Annotated in this window: 1 protein-coding gene; it reads left to right on the forward strand. The window is 60.0% G+C overall.

Going from position 1 to position 1,576, the window contains the following annotated elements:
• Positions 1-143 precede the first annotated feature (143 nt).
• Positions 144-1,250, forward strand: coding sequence for an IS91 family transposase (locus tag AC11W3_RS16135; RefSeq protein WP_484093348.1), 1,107 nt, complete (start codon positions 144-146; stop codon positions 1,248-1,250).
• Positions 1,251-1,576: the final 326 nt, after the last annotated feature.

Consider the following 1,576-nt stretch of genomic DNA (forward strand, 5'->3'; position numbering starts at 1 on the left):
TCCGCCTCATCCAGAAGATACTCGGCCATGGCTGTCTTACATCCACATTCAGGTATACCCATCTCACCCGAAAAACCATCACGAACTTCCAGAGTATCATCAACGACCTCATGGCTGACCTGTAACAGCATCCAGAGCAGGTCATGCCAGAGATCGCAGATATCTTCCAGCGCTACGGCACCGAGTACCTTGAGCGCTACGGCGCGGCGATGCTTCCCAGCCACTTCCGTGCAGTGCGAGACCTTGCGGAGTGTCGTACAGAGTCTTTCGGCGGCCATCTTGCCGTCTGCGACCACTGCGGGATCTGGCGGTACTCATATCATTCCTGCCGAAACCGGAGCTGTCCCAAGTGCCACGGAAACGACACCGACAAGTGGCTCAATGAAAGACGACGGGAGCTTCTCCCGATCCCCTACTTCCATCTCGTCTTCACCGTGCCCAAGGAACTCCATGGGATCTTCCGTAGCCATCAGCGGGTTCTCTACGCCATTCTCATCAGGGCGGCAGCCAACTCCCTCATGGACCTCGCCAGAGATCCCCGCTATCTCGGTGGAACCATCGCCGTGCTCTGTGTGCTCCACACCTGGACCAGGGCCATGGTCTATCACCCCCATGTGCACTGTCTTGTCCCCGGCGGCGGACTTGCCGATGACGGAGGGTCGTGGCTTCCGGCGCGAAAGCGATTCCTCGTTCCGGTGCGGGCACTCTCCGAGATCTTCCGTGCTAAGTTCATGGAGCTCGCCCGCCAGGCGTTTCCCGATCAAGCGTTCCCGGAGTCAGTGTGGCACACCCCGTGGGTTGTCTACAGCAAGCCCACGATTCAGGGGGCGGAAAAAGTCCTCATGTACCTCGCCCGCTACGTCCACCGGATTGCCATCACCAACAACCGCATCCTTGCCGTCAACGACAACACCGTAACCTTCCGCTACAAGGACTTCCGGGAGCGACGCTGGAAGATCATGACACTCTCTGCCCTGGAATTCATGCGTCGTTTTCTCCAGCACGTGCTCCCTCGGGGCTTTCACAAAGTCCGCTTCTACGGCCTCCTCGCCCCCGGCAGTCGCGGGCGTCTCCCCCAGATCACAGAGCTCGTCCTCTCCACCTCTCCCAATCCGCACCAGACCACCAGCACCACCCCGGATCGCCAACCCGCCCAGGGAAGCTCAAAACCCTCCACCTGCCCCCAATGTCAGGTAGGTTCTCTGGTGGTGGTCCTCTTTCTGCCATACCGCAGGAGGGCCCCACCGTGAACCGTGCCCACCCCCCAAGCTTTACCCGTAGACCTCCACCACCGGCATATGCCCCTTGCCAGGCACAACCCTACAGCTGCGCCCTGGCCACATCAACAACCACCTCACGCCCTTTCCTGCTGCCTCCTCCTGCCCTGCTCGGCAGCCGTCCCCGGCCAAAAGAGGCGCTACCTCCTTGCTTGATCGGCCAAGCAAAATGCCCTATAGTGGCCCCACACGCACCGATCCGGCGCTAAAATCTCCAAGTACTCGCCTTCCTCCTCAGCGGTTCAGTTCAACCGAGTTTTGGCGTCGGCTTCGCGCCGCAAAAACTCTTAGATCGTTAG

This window comes from Geomonas sp., from assembly GCF_056994735.1.

Excerpts from the sequence above, each read along its gene's own strand:
- AC11W3_RS16135 (WP_484093348.1), top strand. The coding sequence starts at position 144 with ATGCCAGAGATCGCAGATATCTTCCAGCGCTACGGCACCGAGTACCTT.